Source organism: Paenibacillus sp. EKM10P (assembly GCF_011800655.1).
GTDB classification, from domain to species: Bacteria; Bacillota; Bacilli; order Paenibacillales; family Paenibacillaceae; genus Paenibacillus; species Paenibacillus polymyxa.
This window is the reverse complement of sequence record NZ_JAALET010000010.1, coordinates 1-16,867: the sequence shown is the minus strand read 5'-3', so window position 1 is coordinate 16,867 and position 16,867 is coordinate 1. Positions and strand designations below refer to the sequence as shown.

The window sequence follows — 16,867 nt, the reverse complement described above, 5'->3', positions numbered from 1 at the left end:
TATCCTTTTTCAAGCAGGTGAATCTATGAAGTCAAATCACAAACCGATCCAATCCTTTAAAATCGTACAGTACATCATGACCATCTATAGGCAGCGATTAACGCGTATTTTGCTACCGCTGGCTGTACTGGCTTTTATTATATGGGAGGCTGGACGAGAGCTAAAAGACTTTAATCTGGCACGGATGCTTCATGAGCTGCGGCGAATGGATGCCACGTTTCTCATCGAAATTGGCTTGTTCTCACTGGTAGCCGTGGCTGCTATGAGTGCTTACGATTATGTAATCAGGCATCATTTCAAGCTTCAGGTTATGCCTGGAACGACATTCCGGTACGCCTGGATCTCCAATACCTTCAATAATGTCTTCGGCTTCGCCGGCTTTACAGGAGCTGGACTGCGCACTGTGCTGTATAAAAAGAGCGGTGTGCCATTGGGTGTCATTACCTCGGCAGTCGTATTTCTTTCGCCTGTCGTCATTACCGGACTATCTTTGCTAGCTTGGGGTGCTATTGTCCATCTGTATCCGGTGCAGCCTGTGCTGGATGCTCACCCATGGCTTCATTGGGCGCTATGGGGAATGGCACTTTACCTGCCTCTATTTCTGATCATGCAGCGCTCCAAAAGGTATGCCACATGGTTCAACAAGGGAGAAGGACAGCTCTCCTGGTTCACCATCTCTGCCTCCATTGGCGCCTCTCTGCTGGAATGGCTGCTGGCTGGTCTTACCTTTGCATGGATCGGCTCGCACTTGCTCCATGAGCTGCCGCTCCATGCTGTGTTCGGTATTTATGTAATAGCCGCAATTGCGGGGTTAATCAGTCTTGCACCCGGAGGCGTCGGCGCATTCGATATTATCGCCCTGCTCGGGCTGCAAATGGCAGGAGCCAACTCGGACCGGGCGCTGGCTGTGCTGCTGGTCTTTCGCGTCTTTTATTACATCATTCCGTGGCTCATCGGCTTGGTATTAGCGGCGCTGGAAATGATTCCGCGTAATGAGCGCTTGAGCCAGCTCGCTGAGACAGGCTGGGATTACTCCCTTAATGCCTGGCAGAAGGTATGGGGCTGGCCTGGTCAATTCCGGTTTTTGGCCGATCTGGGGGTATGGGCACTTGGGAAACTGGTACTCATCTCCGGCGTGGTGCTTCTGTTGTCGGCCGCTACGCCTGGTCTGTTGTATCGGCTCCGTTTTGCTGAACATTTGCTCAGCCTGCCCGTTATGCGCTTATCGCACGAAATCTCGGTCATCATCGGAATTATGCTTGTCGTTCTGTCCCACGGAATCTCTCTGCGTATTCGCAGAGCATTGCGGCTGACCTTGATACTGCTGCTGACAGGAGCCATTTTCACCTTCACTAAAGGTCTGGATTTTGAAGAAGCCTTTTTCCTGCTGTTCGTGGCATTAATGCTGTGGATTTCGCGTTCACGGTTTTATCGGGTCAGTGCGCCGCTGAATCGGCACAACATTTTAATATGGGGCGGATTATCTCTACTCGTAACTGGTGCTTATTTTATAATCGGGGCAGGCTCCAATACTCCATTTATGCGTCATTTGCATGCCAAGGTCCACCTGGACTTTTTTATGAACCGCAGCGATTACGGAGTTACAGCCGTATTTAGTTTGATTTTGGCATGGGTATTCTTGACGGTGTATTTCTTTCTTCGTCCTCAACGTAGCATCAGCAATCTACCCGACGCACAGGAACTGGTTAAGCTAAAAGAATTTTTGGAACGACAGGGTGGTAATCTCGTTTCTCATATGCTTTTTCTCGGCGATAAATATCTGTATTGGACCAAGGACGAACAGGTAGTTCTCCCCTATGCTCGCAGTCGGGACAAACTGATTGTATTAGGTGACCCCCTCGGTCCAAAGGAACGTGTGAGTGAAGCCATTCAGGAATTCCAACGGTTCGCGGATCGCTATGCTTTGACGGCTGTATTTTATCAAGCATCACCGGAATATTTGTCCATCTATCACGAGAACGGCTATCGCTTTTTTAAGTTGGGCGAGGAAGCGCTCGTGCCGCTGGAGTCCTTTACACTAACGGGCAAAAGCAATCAGGCGCTGCGAAGCGCCAAAAATCGCTTTGGCCGCGAAGGCTATTCATTCGAAATGATCCAGCCTCCTCTAGAGGCGTCATTGATTGAGGAGATGCGTCATATTTCGGATATTTGGCTGGACGGGCGCAAGGAGAAGGGATATTCACTCGGCTGGTTCAAGGAATCTTACCTTCAGTTGGCTCCAATTGCATTGCTGAAAGACTCTGAAGGTAAGGTTATTGCTTTCGCCACGATGGCCCCTGCCTATGATCATGGGCAGACGGTCTCTATCGATCTGATGCGTCACCTGCCTGACACACCCAATGGAACGATGGATTACTTATTCACACGGGTCATCGAGTGGGCCAAGGAGAGTGGATATACGACATTTAATCTGGGCATGGCACCGCTGTCCCAGGTAGGACAAAGCGAAAAGGCACTGCGCGAGGAAAAGCTGGCTCGACTCGTTTTTCAATACGGGGGACATTTTTACGGCTTCCAGGGGCTCCGACGCTTCAAGGATAAGTTCAAGCCGCAGTGGGAGCCGCGCTATCTAGCCTATCCAGCTTCTGTTTTTCTACCGATCCTGACGCTGGAACTGGTGTATCTCGTGTCCAAACGCTCAGACTAAACGAGGTACGAAATAAAAGGATTTTGACAGTTCAAAACGACGTAAAAAAAGGATGTTCCTCGCCACAATGGTTGCAGGAACACCCTTTTATATTCACTATTCGTCTTAGAAGCTGCCTTTTACAACAACGTCAGACAGTGGGAAACGTCCTGATGGACGTGCTGGTACTTGTGCTTTACCTACACTAATAAGCATGGTCGGCAGGTAACGTGCCGGAATATTGAATTGCTCGATCAATTGTGCTGGAATAAATCCGCCCATTGCACAAGTATCGTAGCCCAAAGATTTAGCAGCCAGCATAATGTTTTGTGCTGCAAGAGCAGAGTTCAGAATCGCTGCATCGCGAGCTACCTGCGGGTTTTGGTACGCGCCATTGATTTGTCCTACCAATGCGTCACGGATTTCCGCTGGCAATGCTCCTGCTTCTACCGCTTGATCATAAATGACAGCATTACGGTTCGCTTCCAGATCACCCAGTACGGCAATCGTAACAGAGCTCTCTGCTACTTGACCTTGGTTGTAGGCGATAGGCAACAATTTTTGTTTGTCTGCTTCGCTTTCGATAACGAGGAATTTCCAATGTTGAAGGTTCCATGCGGAAGGAGCTTCTACCGCGGCAGTCAAGATTGCTTCCAGATCTTCCTCTGGCATTTTAAAATCCTTTACATAGCTTTTTACCGCGTGTCTTTCACTAATAACAGATAAGGTTTCATTTTTCCGGCTGCTCGACATTCTGGGCACACTCCTAATTTCTTAATATATATCTTGAATCTTCATTAACTTCCCAAACTACTGCAATTATAAAAATGATAGTGAATGATGTCAATATGTTTAAGTATGACCCCGCACTCAAAATACAGTACAATACGGATAAAGACATGCATATCGGCAAATGCCTGCCGATGGGACAAGACACGATGAGTTCATACTGTTCTCATTTGAATTTAAAAAGGAGCGTTACTATGATCGGATCGTTTAAAAAAACGGATATTGCTTTATTTGCCGCCTGGGTAGTAGCTTGTGTGGCGACATTGGGCAGTCTGTATCTCAGCGAGATCTTGGGATATGAACCTTGTAAACTGTGCTGGTTTCAGCGTATTCTGATGTATCCCCTGACCCTTCTACTCGGAATCGCATATTTTCGAGGTGACACAAAAATACGGATTTACGTTATGCCGTTAGCTATCATTGGAGGTGCGATTTCGGCCTATCATTTTATCATTCAGCGTATCCATGCAGCCGCCAAAGCAGCCACGCAAACTTCGACGGCTTGCGGTAGAGTATCCTGTGAACAGGATTATCTGAACTGGCTGGATTTCATCACCATTCCTTTGCTCGCACTCATTGCTTTTATCCTTATTATTGTAGCGATGGGTTATATCATACGTCAGGAGAAAAAATCAGCTACGGGAGAGGTACAAGCAACAGAACTCGCATAAGATGAAAGAGACCCGATTATAGGGCCGGTGACCACCAAGAGGCGTATAATCCGCTTGCCGGAGGAAAGACTGTAACTAAATATATCCATTGCATATGTGCTATAATGTAAAAGGTTTGCAGTCTGTCCAATAACGCTTATATTCCTTATAGAGGGGGCCAGTCCATGTTTCATATCAGCACCCCATTGCTGCAATATGGCGCAACTTTCGGTATGATCTTAATCGCTATATCGGCTATTTTCATCCGTATGAAGACAGGTCATCGCCCGATTAATGCCAAAAAAATCATCATTCCTCCGCTCGGCATGAGCACCGGTTTTATGATGTTCGTGGTACCGGAAGTACGGGTTCCCTGGCTTTGGGCGCTGGGCGCTTTTCTGGTCGGCTGGTTTATTTTTTCCTACCCGTTGATCCGCAGCACTAAATTTGAGTTGCAAGAAGGGCTGGTTTTCGTGCAACGCTCACGCACCTTCTTTTTTATCCTGATCAGCCTACTGATCGTCCGATTGCTGCTGCATGAATTTATTCAGCATTACATTACCATTCCGCAAACAGCAGGGCTATTTTTCATCCTAGCCTTCGGGACCTTGTTACACTGGCGGCTTCGTATGTATTTTCAATATCGTCAGTTCGTTCCGGACGAGACGGAAGTCCGCATCTGACCAACGGATATTTAACGTGCACACTCGCATGTTGCTGTATAGACCAAAAAGACACGTTCTCCCCACAGGAACCGTGTCTTTTTGGTCTTTTTAGTCTATCGGGGGCTGTCGGTTCTCTCTTTATACATTTGATTGTTTTCTCCTGAATGATTAATATAATGGACGATGTTATGAACCTGCCGTATTAAAATTAGAGATGAGGATTACGATGAATAAAGCAAAGATTCTTATTATTGAAAATGATGCTCCGATTACCGACTGGCTTTCGTACGGACCACCGGATGCATTACTACCGTCTTCGGAGCCGGATACAAATTTTAAAAAATGGGTGGTTAAGCATGATACGTAAAATCAGCATCAAATTTCTGATCGGTTTTTTTCTGATTTTTTCGCTTTCTTTTGTCGTGCTTAATCAGACAGTCAAGGAATTTATCCGGACAAGCAATCAGAATCTGGTTACCTCCGAACTCGTCGGACTGAAAAATAATAGCAATGTGTATGTACGCCAGGCTTTCCTGATTAACCATTTTAGCAGCAATGAGCTGTATTTTGGAGAAATCGCCAGGGAGATAGCCACTAATCTGAACCATACCACGGACAGCAGTATTGGCGTGTATACGGTGGAAGGCAAATTGCTTTATGCCCCAGACAGCTCCATATTTCAGCAGCAAATGCAAAGCGATCTGCAGCAAGCGATTGATGGCAATACAGCGTACAGCATTACTTATGATCGTAATAAGACGACTGTTCTTTTCTCCTATCCGGTTGTTATAGACGGTTCAAAGGTGGGCATCCTGCGTTTTTACAAAGATTTCAGTTCACTTTACGAACAAACCGGACAGATTCGACAGATTACCCTCTATATTGCCCTAGCGATTTTTGCGGCAGCCTTTCTGTTTTCCTATATTCTTTCCAGGCATATTACCATCCCGCTGACCAGACTGACGCAGGCCTCCACCGAGGTAAAAAACGGAAATCTGGATATACGCCTACATTTTAAACGCAGGGATGAAATTGGCCGACTGGCTGAGAATTTTAACGATATGATTGGTCAAATTAGCAGACAAATTCATATTATTGAGAAGGATCGGGACCATTTAAAGCAGCTTCACCAGCAGGAAAAGCGCTTTTTTGACAATATTACTCACGAACTGAAAACGCCGTTAACCTCCATTTTGGGATATGCGGAGCTGATCCGGCTTAACGGTGAGAAAGACCGTGCTTTTTTTGATAAAGGAATGAATCATATTATCGAGGAGAGCAGGCGCCTGCATGCGATGGTGCTAAAACTACTGGAAGTTTCACGCAAAAATATCATGCTTCAAGAGCTTGAACGGGTGGATATTGGGCTGATCCTGCAGGATGTGTGTGAATCAATGATGATCCGCTCTCAGCGCTATAAAAAAACCATTGAATATGAGATTAATGAGGAATTGATCATGTTGGCCGATCGGGACAGAATCAGACAGATGTTCATCAATTTGATAGATAATGCGATTAAATACAGTTTGCCTTTTTCGGCAGTATCGGTAAAAGCGGTGCGGGCAGAAGAAAAGATTCGCTTGATCTTCAGCAATCCAAGCGATCCAATTGAAGCAGAACATCTGTCACGCCTATTACAGCCGTTTTATCCGGCTCATTCCGACAGCGCCGAAGAAGGCAGTGTAGGATTGGGACTCAGCATTGTGAAATCTATCGTTGAAGAACTTGCGGGTTCCATCTTAATTACAAATGAGCATAATGAAACTATCGTTACGGTAGAATTTAAAGCGCTGGAAACCGCGGGGAACGGAGAATGAATAATGGGCAATAAATATAAATATGTTGTAATGCCGCTGGTCGTATCTCTCGTGATATTACTGCTGTCAGGATGCGGTTCAGAACCAAAAACAGAGACTGTCGTCATCGCCGACAGCAATGAAGTTTCCAGTACCGATCAAAGCTCTCGTCCGTTTCAGGTCCAAAAAATATATCGGCTTCCGGATCGTTTTGCAAATCGGGGCCAGCTGCTGGGCTGGTCGTCTGGAGATGCCATCATCGCATCGTTCGGGGCCATGACCATACTGAAGCGAGGCACGCTGGAACGTTTAACTTATCCGTATGAGCAAAGCAAGGTCATATCCGAAATCGACAAGGTAACTTCCAATACAATACTTTCCCCCGATGGGAAATATATTTGCGAAGTTTCCCCTTCTTCCTCGGAGACAACCTTAAAGCTTATTTCCTTGCAGGATGGCAAGGAAAAGGAAATAGACAGGATCAGCACCAGGAACGAATCTTATGTACAATATGTTTCCTGGTCGTCCAACAGTTCGTATATCAGCTACCTGGTAGAAAACCTGGTTGATCATGGAGCTGATAGCCTATACATCTACGATGTTGGGTCTCAAACTTCCAGCAAATATCAGTTAAAAGGGATCCTAAAGGAAGACACACTTTTGAGTGTTAACCTTGCAAATGATGGCCGCAGCGTACTGCTACAGTTATTTGGTGCAAAACAAGGTCAGAAAAAGGTGCTAACCCTGGGGAAGATTTCAGGAAAGAATATTGAATTTCAATACGAGCGTCAGATTGGTGGAGATTCAGTAGCCTGGATGAATAACGACCAGTTTGTGTTTCTCGGAACGGATAATTCATTGTACGAATATGATCAGCGAAACGGCGAGCTCTCTGTCATTTTGGAAAAAGTGCTTGATTTTGAATTTTCGCCTGACAGGAAAAATATCGCATACACCGTGTATGATCAAAATGTCACTTACGTAGCCAAGGTGCAGGGAAGAAATATACTGTACAACGAACCGGTATATCGCGGAATTGTGCCAACGCATATGTATTGGAATCCGAACAATAAAAGTGTACTACTTCAAGGACAAAAACAGTTGGATTCCTCGCAGACTGCGCCAACGGATTCTCCTAGTAAGGAGTCATTGATCATTGAGTTGAAATAGCGATTAGGATTTCTATATTTGTGGATGTCAAAAACCTTACTTCGGTTGTTCAGCCGGAATAAGGTTTTTCTTTTTGCAACCTTTGTGACAATTTGTTTACATGTTGATCAAACTTTCGCGACATCTTTTTTCTATAGTAAATGAAGCAAGATCATTAGCCTATAAGGACAAGGAATGGACCATAGTGAATGAAAATCCGAATCTGCACCTAAATCAACCCATAAAACGTTATATGACCGGTCTGGATGGGCTAAGGGCCATCTCTGTGCTTGCTGTTATTGCTTATCATCTTCATCTTAGATGGGCAGAGGGTGGGCTGCTAGGAGTGGAGATTTTCTTCGTCCTGTCAGGCTATCTGATTACGGATCAGATCCTTTATGAATGGAGGACACGCAACGGTTTTTTCATTGTGCGGTTCTGGATCAAACGAATGCGCAGACTACTGCCGGCAATGCTCTTTATGCTGACTGCAGTGGCATTGTGGCTTTTAATTACCGATTTCTCCAGACTGCAAGCATTAGAAGGCCATTTTGTATCCTCGCTTTTTTACGTAAACAACTGGTATCTCATTTTTCATCATGTTTCATATTTTGAGAGCTTTGGTCCGACTTCTCCAATTGGGCACCTCTGGTCACTTTCCATTGAGGAACAGTTTTACGTCATCTGGCCGCTTGTTCTACTGATTGGTCTGTGCCTTGCACCGCGACGAGGCAGACTGATGTTATACATTCTGGGTTGCGCCTTCGTATCCGCCATAGCCATGGCCGTTATATATGAACCCGGAACAGACCCGAGCAGGGTGTATTACGGGACGGACACGCGGGCGTCTGCTATTTTGATCGGAGCGGCTCTGGCGGTTGTCTGGCCCAGTTGGAGACTGAGCAACAATGTATCTTCTTCATCCCGCACCATGCTGGATATGACTGGCGTGCTGGGCATTGTAATGCTGTTTATCCTGATTGCTCAGACCAACGAGTATGATGATTCGCTGTATCGCGGCGGTTTTCTTTATTTATCACTCATTACTGCGGTTGTTATCGCTGTACTGGTTCATCCAGCCAACCGACTGGAACGATTACTCGGCTGCCGGCCTCTAAGCTGGATCGGTAAACGATCTTACAGTCTGTATATATGGCATTATCCAATCATTATTTTATCAAGTCCCGTGGTAAATACCGATGATGCCAGCTATATGCGCATGGCTCTGCAGGTAACGGCCAGTTTCATAATGGCGGGTCTTTCCTACAGATACATCGAAGAGCCCATCCGCCGTGGAACCTTTTGGACTGGCCTGCAATCACTCCGCAGGTCAGGCGCTGGCAGCCAGCTAGGCCTTGTCGTCATTGTTATCGCCATCATTCTCGTCCTGGCATCATGGAAGACGGATTCACCAGCTCCAGATCCTGTACCTCATGCACCAGCAGCCGTAAGCCGGGACCCCGTCCAGACAGAACAACTGCAATGCAGCTGTTCCGATGAAAATCATCCCTCTGAAAATACAAGCCACTCCGCAGAAGGAGCGGGGATCACTGCGATCGGAGATTCCGTTATTCTGGATGCCGCCCCGTTTCTGGAAAAGCAGCTCCCCGGTATGATCATTGATGGCAAGGTGGGACGTCAAATGTCACAGGCAGGTGATGTGCTTGATGGCCTGCGGGAACAGGGTAAACTTGGCCATAAAATCATTATTGAACTCGGCACCAACGGCGTTTTTAACCAGAGTCAACTGAAGTCCTTGCTGGCTTCACTGCAGGACTCCCAGCAAATTTATCTGATAACAACTAGAGTACCAAGAGGTTGGCAGAATACCGTAAATGACAATCTGCGTGAAATTGCTGGTGAATTTCAAAATGTCCAGCTTATCGACTGGTATTCAGCCAGCGAAAACCGGGACGATCTATTTTATGGTGATGGTGTCCACCTGAAACCAGAAGGCGCTCAGTATTATGCCTCGTTGTTAATTGATGCTATCAAACAAGATAAAACCTACTAGCATGTTAAAGGAAAGGATGAACTAGCTATGAACAAAAAAAATGGATGGATGGTAAGCGGATTATGGGGATTTATGATTATCCTTATCTTTTTAGGTGCCATAGTTCTCCATATGCACGCAAAGCAAAATTCAGATGATCACGAATCCCGCAGCAAGGACTCTTCTCTATACAATCTTGATAAGATGCAGACTGCTGCACAAAAGCGTGCGGCTTCTAGCACCAGCGGGGAACAAGCTCAATCATCTGCTTCCTTAAACGGCGAGGGCGTCACGATGATTGGAGATTCGGTTACGGTCGGAATTGAGCCTTATTTAAAAGAGCAGCTTCCGAATATGACGGTTGACGGTAAGGTTGGCCGGCAGATGTCTCAAGCTGTAAAAGTCATTAATGAATTGGCCGCCCAAGGCAAACTGGGAGACCAGGTCATTATCGAACTCGGCACCAATGGTCCGTTTAGCAAAAACCAACTGCACGACGTACTGCAATCCCTTTCCGGAGCCAGACAGGTAATCTTGGTCACCACCCGGGTTCCGAAAGGATGGCAAAACACGGTGAATGACACGATTGCACAGGTCGCCGATGAGTTTAACAACGTCAGCGTGATGGACTGGTATTCGGCCAGTGTAGGCAAAGACGAATACTTTTATAAAGATGGTGTCCATTTAAAACCAGATGGTAGCCGATATTACACTTCACTCCTCGTAGCAGCCTTGCAAAAATCTTAATACAGAAAGGGGCCTGCGCGTCTATACATCTAGAAAGGAAGAATGACATGACACAGAGGAAAAAGAGGATATTGATTGTAACGTTGTTACTTGGGGTCGCTGCTGTAAGCTTTATCTTTTATTATTTCTTTTCCATTTACAAAGGGTTAGAAGGACTTAGTAAAACCCCGGGAAACTCCCCATTTGTTAAAGTGAGCACTGATAAAGTCGAAGCACTAAAAGCACCGGAATGGGAGGGAACCGAACCTGTAAATATTTTGCTGATGGGCGTGGATACTCGCGAAAACAACAAGGGCAGTGTACCCCGATCCGATAGCATGATGGTCGTTTCGTTGAATCCTACCGATAAGCGTATTCATGTGTTTTCGATTCTTCGAGACACTTATACGGATATTCCTGGGCACGGCAAAAATCGAATTAATACCGCTGTTACGCATGGACCCGATACGGCGATGAAAGCAGTCAGCGAATTGCTGGGGGTGCCAGTTCATTTTTATGTATACACGGATTTCCAGGGGTTTATTAAACTCGTAGATGCTGTAGGCGGACTCGATTTTTATGTCGAGAAGGATATGTACTATGAAAGCAAGGCCGATCTGCATGAGTATGATATTAATTTAAAACAAGGACAGCAGCATTTCGACGGCAAAACGGCGCTTCAATATGTCCGTTTTCGTCATGATGCTATGTCCGATTATTCCAGAACAAAAAGACAACGGCAATTTATTACGGCATTAGCCGAGAAGGTAAAAACAACGACTTCCATTATGAAATTCCCTTCTATTCTTGAGGAAATCAGTCCGTATATCGATACCAATTTGTCAGTCTCTGATATGTGGAATTTGGCTTCAGTAGGGTACCAAAGTACATTAAACGGAAATGAACAAATACCGCCAATGAAGCTATTAAAAGAAACTTATGTGGGCAAGGCGGCTGTTCTGGATGTAAAAAGTCGAACGGATTTGAAGCAATTTGTGCAAAGTATCATAAATTCCGACTCCTCAAATTCGATTACAGACAATTCTTCGGGGCAGGAGCAGAAAACAGATTTTGAATAGGGTTAGACAATATATTAGATCGTATTTGCCGGACAATAGTCTGTTAAATGCTCTTTGTGAATAAAGAAGAGCATAACATGATCTTCCGGTTATCTATAGGGGGAAAAAGAATGGGTACAAAACAGATCGTAAGGTTCTGCTTGGCATTAACTATATCCGCCGCCATGCTTCTGGAGATCACTGCTCCGCACATGGCTATGGCTGATGCTGCGCAACGTGCAAAAAGCACGTTGTTGAACGATAAGAGTGAACCAACAAAAATAATTTCAACGCAGGTTAAAAATACCCCGACACTAAAATTGGATAGCCATGTGGCATCCATGACGAAGAAAAGAACCATTAAGGCTAGATTTAAGCTTCCGAAGGGTACCGATATAAAGAAAATAAGCTGGACCTATGGTGGTAAGCCATTATCGGAATGGAAATCGTACAAGAATCGCGGTTATAATGGCGCCCCCTTTATCACCGTTACTCAGGTCAAAGCCGAACACGCAGAAGTCACTGCCAGTATCAATTTCGGTCTTACCTATGGTACGGAGAATCTTGCCGAGCCGAGTCTGCAGCGTCCACTGTACGCATCATTGATGGGAACCTATGAACTGGCTGCAGTAGTCAACGGCAAAACCGTTGCCCAAGCACCTATTAAGTTGGTCCCGTACGACAGCTTCCGTACCTATGATGAACTGAAGCCGGAGATTGATGCGATTACGGCACAGGCAACTCAAAAAAACGACAGATACATTAAAACGTTGTCGATCGGCAAATCCGTTGAAGGCCGCGATATTTTTATAACTATGGTTGCCAAAGATCAAGCAACGATTGACAAATATCAGAATGTAACTCACCCTGCCATGCTGAATGATCCTGCAAAGCTGGAGAACGATATTCAATCCGGTGCATTCGGAGATTATCAAGTGCCCATCTGGATCAACAATATTCATCCGAATGAAGCGCCAGGCTTTGATGCGATTATCAATTATTTTAAGACTATGGCACTCGATAAAAATGTTACGTACAAGACCACCTTGTCCAATGGAAAATCGAGTACGGTAACTCTCAATATGGATGATGCGCTTGAACATGTGTTTTTCCTGTTCCTGTATACAGAAAATCCAGATGGAAGGGTTCATACCGAACGTTATAATGCTGAATATTTTGACTTAAATCGGGATAATTCATATCAAACCCAGCCTGAAACACGCAGTATCACAGAGCAAATCGCCAAGTGGTCGCCGATTTCTTTCTTAGATCTGCATGGGTTTGATAAGAATTTTCTGATCGAGCCTACCACACCGCCTCACGATCCGAATATTGAGTACGATCTACTTATGGATAACATGGTAGAACAGGCCAAAGCGATGGGTGAAGCAGGTATAGCAAACACGAAGTATGATTACTACCATATTCCTTATGAAGAGCATCGTAAAACAGTTAAAAATCCTAAATATGTTTCGAAGGGAACTGCTTCAGGATGGGATGATGCATCTCCAGCCTATACAGCTGTCTTCGCCATGCACCATGGTGCAATGGGACATACGCTGGAAACACCTGAATCTAATGAAGAGTCGACCAAAGCATTGTATTATAGTGTCGCTGCAGCAACTGATTTTGTTATGCAAAAGAAAGAAAAGTTATTTTTGAATCAGTTAAAAGTATATGAACGTGGAATCAACAATATCGATGATCGATCCGTAGATCGGTATCTAGTCAATGCAAAAAATCAAGTCATTGGTCGCCCCCGTCACGGTAATGAGAATTTTTTTCCTGAGTATTACGTTTTGCCGATCGATAAAGGTCTTCAAAAAAATCCGCTGGAAGCCTATCGGATGATTGAGTATCTTATCCGCAATGGAGTAACGGTTGAACGCTCGACAGAGGCTGTAAGTACTGCTGGCAAGACCTACCCCGCGGGTTCATTTATCATAAATATGCATCAGGCTAAACACGGCATTGCAAACATGGTTTTATATGACGGTATTAACGTCTCAGATTATGCTTCCGTAGCTGGCGAGATTGTGCAAGACTTTCCCGTCATGCGAGGATTTGAACGTGATGTGATTAGAGAAGCCGGCGTGTTTGCGGGCAAAACGACTCCGGTGACTTCCGTATCGATTCCGGCCACATCATTGCCGAATGATTCTGCCTATGTTTTAATCCGAAACACCAATAACGATGCCATCAAAACGGTCAATGAATTACTTAAATCCGGCAAAGTGGTTACGATGCTATCCAAAAGCGGAACAGGATATGAAGCGGGTGACTTTGCAGTGGCCTATGATGATCTGCATCCGCTGGTGTCAAAATACTATCTTGATGTCACGGCATTCGGCAATAACAAACCCGTTGGCAAAGTTCTTAAACCTTCTACGGTAGCCGCTCTCGGCGAACCGGCTTATGTGCTCAAAAATCTCGGTTTTAAAGTGACCGATGATCAGCAGCATGCCGATGTGCTCGTGAATACATTCGATTCCGACAAACTTGTTGAGAAAGGAAAGCCATACATTGCTTATGGGAATATGGGGATGGGTAACGTGAAAAACTGGATTCCTCAATTTGCGTTTGCTGGACCGACATGGGAAAGATACGAAGGGGTCTTCCTGGCGAATGTCCAACAGGATCATGTGATTACAGCCCCTTACGATAACGAAGAATATTTCTACACCGTTACAGGTTCTTACATTACGAAGCTACCTAAAGCCGCAAAAGTTCTTGCAACCATTAGCAATAAAGAAAACTTCTTCAAAGCAGGTTGGTGGCCAGGTCACGATGCTGCAAGAGGAAAGATCATGGCCTTCACCTATATGGAAAACAAAAAGAATATCACAGTTTTCTCCAACGATCTAACCAATGGCGCTCATCCGCAGCATCAATTCCGACTACTGGCCAATTCGATTTTCAATGCCGTTCCCAGCAAACCCTGAATGATTTTGCAAACAACCTTATTCCGGTGATCAGCCGTGAGTAAGGTTGTCTTTGTGATAAGGGTTATTGTCCTCTGTGACATTTTGTTTACAACTTGATCAAATTTTAGCGACATCTGAAGGCTATATTTGGATTAGAACGTGAAATGAATCCACTTCACAACAGGGATTTATGGAATGTATGAATTCAATATTTTAGGGAGGAATTAATTTGCTAAGTAGCATCAAACTAACAAGCAGATCTGTCAGAAAATATGAGGGGGACACAAAGATTGAAGATCCGGTTGCTAATAACATGGATAATAAAGCAGTGGACACATCAGGGACCACCTCATCTCACGACAGTACAGAAACCGATAATCTCCCCCAAAGCTCTGTGACAGAGCCACGGAGAAAGACACACAGCATCAAAGGACGCCTCGTTGCGCTTGATGCTGCGCGCGGACTGGCCGTGCTGGGAATGTATTTGCAGCATTTCGGATCAAATCCAAGCGTTTCTGCAATTGTTTCCGGAAATACCACCCTATTATTTGTGTTGTGCGGCGGTATCTCCTATTCTATTATGGGACAGCGTATGATGGATCGGGGAGCAGAGGCGACCGCTTTTCGTGCACGAATGCTGGCCCGTGCGGTGTTTGTTGATATTATTGGTTATTTGCTTATTATGCTGAACACTTCATACGGCATCATTTTGCCTGCCTATGCAGCTATGTTTGTGTTGGCCCTCATGTTATTTCGTCGTTCGACCCGCACCATTGTTACAACAGCAGTAGTTTTGCTCGTAACGGCCCCGACGCTAATGATTCTTGGATCAAGCATTTTCTCAAAAGCTTATCTTCTTGGTGATATCGCGGGAGGTCCGATGTCTGCCCTCGCCTTGACTCCTGCATTTGTTGCTGGTATGGCCATTGGTCGCGTTGACCTCACCAGATTACGTACAGCCCTCTCACTCGCAGGCAGCGGTATCGTTATGCTTGTTATTGGCAAAGTAATGGCCGCTTTTGTGCTTCCGAATTGGAATCTTCACTTTGAACAATGGCTGATAAGTGTGCAAGGAGTTGCTCCTGTACAGCCGGATGAATACGCAATTTGGCCTCTTAATACGGAATCACCAATGTGGCAGCTCCTTTTGGGAACGGCTCCGCACACCGCTTCGACATTCCAGACGATGATAGGATTAGGAATTTCATTTTTGGTAATGGGAGCTACGTGCCTCGTATCCAAAAAAACTTCCGCTGTATTAATGCCTTTCGCAGCAGTCGGACGTGTCGCCCTGACCATGTATGCCTTTCAGTTTGTAGTGGTGTGGATTCTCGATCTGACAAAGATTGGGCACAGTCTGGATGGAATTCCGTTCGGCAACGTAATGATCGCAGTTGCAACACTACTGCTGGGATTATTGATTGCTCAGCGTCCTGTTGGTCCGCTTGAAGGATTGATGCGCCGCTTTGACCGATTGTTCAGCTCTACCCAACCAGTCTCACAAACAGTAAAGTAGATAACCTTCTTGATACTCTATATAACGGACTGATCAAAAAAGATACCAGATAAAAAGTTCTCTATCTGTATAAGAAGCCTACAGAAGGTGTCGAGATTAACTAGGGGAATAAGATAATCATTGAACAGAGTTATCAGGAAGGAACTAATTCCTTGCTATTTTCCCCCGGATTATCCGGGGGGCTTATCCCCACCGTTTTAGCAACACCCAGTATCGTAATTGGGATTTCTTTGACTGTTTACTGAATTCTGCTTGTCTCGCTGATTTTTCTAAGCTGCTATATAGTCTTTGTTTTCTTATCCATCCAATACGCTCCTATCGGACACTCCTGACTGCTCCAGATGCTGAACAAAGATATCGAACATTGGACTCATTTTATGACCGTTATTTTTCGCATAAGACCAATGAAGCCACCTACTACACGTATGTATTATGAAAATTCACATTCTTCGCCGTCATTGAGCTACATAAAAGTGCCAACCGGAATTGTATTATCCCTAGCAGATATATTGTTAACGCCTAAAGAATGGGCGTGTGCAACCTAAATGTAACTCGTGGACTTCAATCGCTCGCGGCGGGCATTTTACTGCCATGGAAGAGCCTGAGCTTTTAGCTCAGGACATTCGTGCCTTCTACAAACTTTTTAGAGCAAAAAATAAATATTAACCAAGGTCCACCCCGTGCATTAACTGGATTAATAAGAAGAGCTATTATAAGCGGTCGTAATCTAACGGGAAACGATAGCTTAATAAATACAAAAAAAAGAGATGGCATAAGCCATCTCTTCTTTCATCTATATAAAGCGGGTGATGGGAATCGAACCCACGCTACCAGCTTGGAAGGCTGGAGTTCTACCATTGAACTACACCCGCAAAAAAAGTGGTCGGGATGACACGATTTGAACATGCGACCCCCTGGTCCCAAACCAGGTGCTCTACCAAGCTGAGCTACATC

General features: G+C 45.2%; 12 protein-coding genes and 1 tRNA gene. 11 read left to right on the top strand and 2 right to left on the bottom strand.

The annotated features are described in order from the left end of the window. Positions 1-25 precede the first annotated feature (25 nt). Positions 26-2,668, top strand: a complete 2,643-nt coding sequence (mprF, locus tag HFE01_RS19745; protein ID WP_019685960.1) for a bifunctional lysylphosphatidylglycerol flippase/synthetase MprF — start codon at positions 26-28, stop codon at positions 2,666-2,668. Positions 2,669-2,773: 105 nt separating this feature from the next. Here the strand turns inward: mprF and HFE01_RS19740 are convergent, their stop codons facing one another. Next, a complete protein-coding gene (locus tag HFE01_RS19740; protein WP_013369121.1) occupies positions 2,774-3,400 on the bottom strand; it encodes a nitroreductase family protein in 627 nt (208 codons plus the stop codon). A gap of 230 nt (positions 3,401-3,630) precedes the next feature. Here HFE01_RS19740 and HFE01_RS19735 point away from each other — a divergent pair, with 230 nt between their 5' ends. The 10 genes from HFE01_RS19735 to HFE01_RS19690 all read left to right on the top strand — a co-directional run bounded on the left by HFE01_RS19735 (position 3,631) and on the right by HFE01_RS19690 (position 15,913). Next, the gene (locus tag HFE01_RS19735; RefSeq protein WP_016819435.1) at positions 3,631-4,107 is read left to right on the top strand and encodes a disulfide oxidoreductase; all 477 of its coding nucleotides are present in this window, start codon (positions 3,631-3,633) and stop codon (positions 4,105-4,107) included. A 164-nt stretch (positions 4,108-4,271) separates the two neighbouring features. Beyond that, positions 4,272-4,769, top strand: a complete 498-nt coding sequence (locus HFE01_RS19730; RefSeq protein ID WP_016819434.1) for a CcdC family protein — start codon at positions 4,272-4,274, stop codon at positions 4,767-4,769. A gap of 208 nt (positions 4,770-4,977) precedes the next feature. Further along, positions 4,978-5,118 carry a hypothetical protein gene (locus tag HFE01_RS19725; RefSeq protein WP_167438629.1) on the top strand — a complete coding sequence of 47 codons (141 nt, stop codon included), beginning with the start codon at positions 4,978-4,980 and terminating at the stop codon, positions 5,116-5,118. Continuing rightward, positions 5,108-6,568 (top strand): sensor histidine kinase, encoded by a 1,461-nt coding sequence (locus tag HFE01_RS19720; protein WP_113050482.1) that lies wholly within the window; start codon positions 5,108-5,110, stop codon positions 6,566-6,568. The genes HFE01_RS19725 and HFE01_RS19720 overlap by 11 nt, the downstream gene beginning before the upstream one ends. A gap of 3 nt (positions 6,569-6,571) precedes the next feature. Then, positions 6,572-7,717, top strand: a complete 1,146-nt coding sequence (locus HFE01_RS19715) for a hypothetical protein (protein ID WP_167438630.1) — start codon at positions 6,572-6,574, stop codon at positions 7,715-7,717. 184 nt (positions 7,718-7,901) lie between these two features. Next, complete coding sequence (locus tag HFE01_RS19710) at positions 7,902-9,710, top strand: acyltransferase family protein (protein WP_167438631.1); 1,809 nt, start codon at positions 7,902-7,904, stop codon at positions 9,708-9,710. A gap of 27 nt (positions 9,711-9,737) precedes the next feature. Further along, positions 9,738-10,436 carry an SGNH/GDSL hydrolase family protein gene (locus tag HFE01_RS19705; RefSeq protein ID WP_107734761.1) on the top strand — a complete coding sequence of 233 codons (699 nt, stop codon included), beginning with the start codon at positions 9,738-9,740 and terminating at the stop codon, positions 10,434-10,436. Positions 10,437-10,483: 47 nt separating this feature from the next. After that, positions 10,484-11,494 (top strand): LCP family protein, encoded by a 1,011-nt coding sequence (locus HFE01_RS19700; RefSeq protein ID WP_107734760.1) that lies wholly within the window; start codon positions 10,484-10,486, stop codon positions 11,492-11,494. Between the two features lie 110 nt (positions 11,495-11,604). Continuing rightward, positions 11,605-14,415 carry a M14 family metallopeptidase gene (locus tag HFE01_RS19695; protein WP_107734759.1) on the top strand — a complete coding sequence of 937 codons (2,811 nt, stop codon included), beginning with the start codon at positions 11,605-11,607 and terminating at the stop codon, positions 14,413-14,415. A gap of 211 nt (positions 14,416-14,626) precedes the next feature. Beyond that, positions 14,627-15,913: a DUF418 domain-containing protein gene (locus tag HFE01_RS19690; protein ID WP_107734758.1), complete on the top strand. Its 1,287-nt coding sequence runs from the start codon at positions 14,627-14,629 to the stop codon at positions 15,911-15,913. Between the two features lie 801 nt (positions 15,914-16,714). Here the strand turns inward: HFE01_RS19690 and HFE01_RS19685 are convergent. Beyond that, positions 16,715-16,785: transfer RNA gene (locus tag HFE01_RS19685), tRNA-Gly, on the bottom strand. Positions 16,786-16,867 lie beyond the last annotated feature (82 nt).

Bases quoted from the DNA above. Each gene is read 5' to 3' on its own strand.
- mprF (WP_019685960.1), top strand. From the start codon at position 26: ATGAAGTCAAATCACAAACCGATCCAATCCTTTAAAATCGTACAGTAC.
- HFE01_RS19740 (WP_013369121.1), bottom strand. From the start codon at position 3,400: ATGTCGAGCAGCCGGAAAAATGAAACCTTATCTGTTATTAGTGAAAGA.
- HFE01_RS19735 (WP_016819435.1), top strand. From the start codon at position 3,631: ATGATCGGATCGTTTAAAAAAACGGATATTGCTTTATTTGCCGCCTGG.
- HFE01_RS19730 (WP_016819434.1), top strand. From the start codon at position 4,272: ATGTTTCATATCAGCACCCCATTGCTGCAATATGGCGCAACTTTCGGT.
- HFE01_RS19725 (WP_167438629.1), top strand. From the start codon at position 4,978: ATGAATAAAGCAAAGATTCTTATTATTGAAAATGATGCTCCGATTACC.
- HFE01_RS19720 (WP_113050482.1), top strand. From the start codon at position 5,108: ATGATACGTAAAATCAGCATCAAATTTCTGATCGGTTTTTTTCTGATT.
- HFE01_RS19715 (WP_167438630.1), top strand. From the start codon at position 6,572: ATGGGCAATAAATATAAATATGTTGTAATGCCGCTGGTCGTATCTCTC.
- HFE01_RS19705 (WP_107734761.1), top strand. From the start codon at position 9,738: ATGAACAAAAAAAATGGATGGATGGTAAGCGGATTATGGGGATTTATG.
- HFE01_RS19700 (WP_107734760.1), top strand. From the start codon at position 10,484: ATGACACAGAGGAAAAAGAGGATATTGATTGTAACGTTGTTACTTGGG.
- HFE01_RS19695 (WP_107734759.1), top strand. From the start codon at position 11,605: ATGGGTACAAAACAGATCGTAAGGTTCTGCTTGGCATTAACTATATCC.